The following is a 3,920-nucleotide window of genomic DNA, read 5'->3' as shown; positions in this document are numbered from 1 at the left end:
CTACAGAGCTACTGATGATAAAGGTCTCAGCAGTCCGGCGGCTGCGACGGTATCGGCTTTGCTACCTGGTGCTAACCAACCGCCTGTAACGAATAATGTGAATACCGCGATCGCACCCAACAGCACCCTTCAACTTGCCGGACTCGGAGGAAGTGACCCCGACGGAACCATCGCCTCTTATACAATAGATACTTTGCCCCCCGTCGCCCAAGGAGTCCTGTTCTTAGGAGACCCAGCTAACGGTGGTGTCGCTGTCACACCGGGTCGAGTGCTGACACCAGCCCAAATTAGCCAGCTATTTTTCAAGTCCACAGGTACGTTCACTGGAGCCAACTTTAACTACAAAGCTACTGATGACAAAGGTCTCAGCAGTTTGGCGACTGCGACTGTAGCGGAGAGCGTAACACCCACGCCAACACCAGTCAACCAACCCCCTGTTACCAACAATATCAATGCAGTCCTAGCACCCAACAGCACCCTTCAACTTGCCGGACTCGGAGGCACGGACCCCGACGGAACCATCGCCTCCTATACAATAGATAGTCTGCCCCCCGTCGCCCAAGGAGTCCTGTTCTTAGGAGACCCAGCCAACGGTGGTGTCGCTGTCACACCGGGTCGAGTGCTGACACCAGCCCAAATTAGCCAGCTATTTTTCAAGTCCACAGGTGCATTCACCGGAGCCAACTTTAACTACAGAGCTACTGATGATAAAGGTCTCAGCAGTCCGGCGGCTGCGACGGTATCGGCTTTGCTACCTGGTGCTAACCAACCGCCTGTAACGAATAATGTGAATACCGCGATCGCACCCAACAGCACCGTTCAACTCCCCGGACTCGGAGGAAGTGACCCCGACGGAACCATCGCATCCTATACAATAGATACACTACCCCCCGCAGCCCAAGGAGTCCTGTTCTTAGGAGACCCAGCCAACGGTGGTGTCGCTGTCACACCGGGTCGAGTGCTGACCCCGGCCCAAATTAGCCAGCTATTTTTCAAGTCCACAGGTACGTTCACCGGAGCCAACTTTAACTACAGAGCTACTGATGACAAAGGTCTCAGCAGTCCCGCTGCTGCGACGGTAGCGGAGATTGTCGCTCCCACGCCAGTACCAACGCCCATTCCATCACCAGTACCAACACCAACTCCATCACCAGTACCAACACCAACTCCATCAGCAGTACCAACGCCAACGCCAACTCCCCAGGCCAATGAACCGCCAGTGGCTAGCGATGCTACCTTGAGCATTCCCCCCAATAGCAGCAAACAAATAACAGGAGTGTCAGCCACCGATCCCGATGGGTCGATCGCCTCTTACACTATCAACACTTTGCCTCCAGCAGACCAAGGAATCCTATTTTTAGGAGACCCCGCCAACGGCGGCGTTCCGGTAACACCTGGTCAAACCCTGACTCCTCCACAGATTCAGGAATTATTTCTCCAAACAAGTGGTAATTTTACCGGGGCTAATTTCACTTACACCGCCACGGATAACCAAGGGGCTATCAGTAGTCCCTCCACGGCTACTGTGACTGCTATCTTACAGCCAGTTTTCCCCACACCCACTCCCATCGCCGAACCCGAAACAGACTGTGGGTGTGAGCTGCTTGTGGAAACACCGGAAATTAACTTTTTGCCACCAACACAACCCCCTGAAGTCTCATTTAACAGGCCAGAGACACAAGTGCCGCTTGAGGAACAAACCCTTAAAGGCACTAATGGCAACGACTTCATTCAGGGTAGCAATCGTAACGAAAAAATTATCGGTTTTCGAGGTCGTGACCTACTTTTAGGTGAAGGTGGTAACGATGAAATTTACGGCAATCAAGACAATGACACAATTTTTGGCGGATTTGGCAACGATGTTGTTTACGGTGGCGAGAACGACGATTTTATAGCCACTGGGAAACAAAACGATTGGATTTCTGGCGACTTAGGTTCTGATACTCTTTTGGGCGATCGAGGTGCGGACACTATTTTGGGAGACACTGGGCTAAACAACTCCGAGAGTCCTGACGATGCTCGCGATTTAATCTTCGGAGGCGATGGTGCAGATGTCATCAACGGCAATGAGGGAGACGATACCATTCATGGCGGCAAAGGTAATGATATTGCCTTTGGAGGTCGAGACAATGACCTGATTTGGGGTGAACTCGGCTCCGATACGTTGATTGGCGGTACTGGAGAGGATAGCTTGTTTGGTGGTATCACTGACAACAGGGCTAAGGACTTCCAGGGACGGGACTTGCTCTACGGAGGTTTCGGCAACGATTTTCTGAGCGGCCAAGAAAATGACGATACGCTGATTGGCGGCAAAGATAATGATGTTGTTTATGGAGGCAAAGGTAATGACCTAATTTTTGGTCAATTAGGCTCTGATACTCTCTACGGTGGAGCAGGTATTGATACCATCCTCGGTGACAGTGGCAGTGCCAACTCGATTGGGGATACTGGCGAACAAGATTTAATCTTTGGTGGCACCGGTGACGACATCATCGGCGGCGGTAACGGTAATGATACCGTGCAAGCAGGTAAGGGCAACGATGCCGTTTGGGGCGGCAAAGATAATGACTTGATTTGGGGCGAACTTGGCTCTGATACCCTTACCGGGGGCAGTGGAGACGACACTATGTACGGTGGTACTCGCAGTCGATTCAAGGATGTTGAGGGGAATGACTTACTCTTCGGGAATATCGGTTCTGACTTATTATTCGGCGATGAATCTGAGGATACTATCAGTGGCGGTAAGAACAATGATTCTCTCTACGGTGGCAAAGGTAACGACCTCATACATGGAGACAGTGATGATGACTTAATTTATGGCGGTGATGGTAATGATGAGCTTTGTGGCGATGATGGCAACGATACCATCTTTGGCGATCGCGCCGATGACAGAGGTGTTTCTGTAGGTACTGCTGGCCAGCAAGATTGCATCAGTGGCGGTGCTGGCGATGATTTGCTTTACGGTAATGAAGGGGAAGATACTCTCAACGGGGGTGATAGTAATGACACTCTCAATGGAGGGAAAGATAACGACATTCTCAATGGCGGTGATGGTGACGATCTACTGTTTGGTGGCTTAGGGGATGATACTTTGATTGGAGGTATCGGAAGCGATCGATTTGTGTTGAGTGCTGCTAGTGGCAATGATACTGTGATTAATTTTGAGGTTGGTGTCGATCGATTTGTCTTGACTGGTGGTCTGAGTTTCCAGCAGTTACAATTTACACCTACTCTCAACGGTACACTGCTGCGAGTAGCTGGAACTACTGAAGTTTTAGCTACTCTGGTGGGAGTTAATGGTGCGATAAGCTCCTCTGATTTCCTCTAATACCATTTTCATAAAGTCCTACTACAGATGTAGTTCTTAGCCCCCCCTTGGGTTCGGGGGGGTTGGGGGGGGTAGATATAAGTTTGTTAGCGATTTATATCAAATCCGTTGACATCGGAATGATTAATCTCTCTCTTCTCTTCCTTCGCGTCCTTCGCGCCTTCGTGGTTAAATCATATCAAATCCGGTAACATCGGAATTATTCATCTCTCTTATCTCCCTCTGTGTTCTCTGCGTTCTAGTAAGGTTAAATCATTCCGATGCAGCCGGAAACGATATCATTCCGATACAACCGGAATTGATATTAGCAACCGCCAAGGCTGTTAAAATAATGTGTTAATTGCTCCCTGAGCGGAGTCGAAGGGAGCAATTAACAAAACACCTTGGCAACTCCTATCTTCCTACTTTTAGGATTGATATTTTTTCAGAGTAGCGACTTGTTCGGGGAAGATTTCGATCGACATTTTGTCATCATATCGAGTAGCGAGCGATCGCCTCACCTCTCCCAAAAACAGTGGCTGGGAGACTCCTGGCTCTGGATGTATAATTGTCCGTACCTTAATAGTCATGTAGTCTCTGCCACGTCCAGAGC

At 49.9% G+C, this 3,920-nt stretch carries 1 protein-coding gene and 1 pseudogene; one reads left to right on the top strand and one right to left on the bottom strand.

What is annotated here, in order from left to right:
- Positions 1–3,328: pseudogene (locus AAFP11_RS26930) on the top strand (hypothetical protein); the annotation flags it as partial.
- 407 nt (positions 3,329–3,735) lie between these two features.
- On the opposite strand, the gene AAFP11_RS26925 reads toward AAFP11_RS26930, so the two are convergent.
- Positions 3,736–3,920 (bottom strand): DUF2518 family protein (locus AAFP11_RS26925; RefSeq protein WP_341739787.1); only part of this gene is annotated, 185 nt, incomplete at its 5' end.

The organism is Microcoleus sp. CAWBG640 (genome assembly GCF_020883015.1).
Lineage (GTDB): Bacteria > Cyanobacteriota > Cyanobacteriia > Cyanobacteriales > Microcoleaceae > Microcoleus > Microcoleus anatoxicus.
This window is presented reverse-complemented; position numbering and strand designations above follow the sequence as displayed.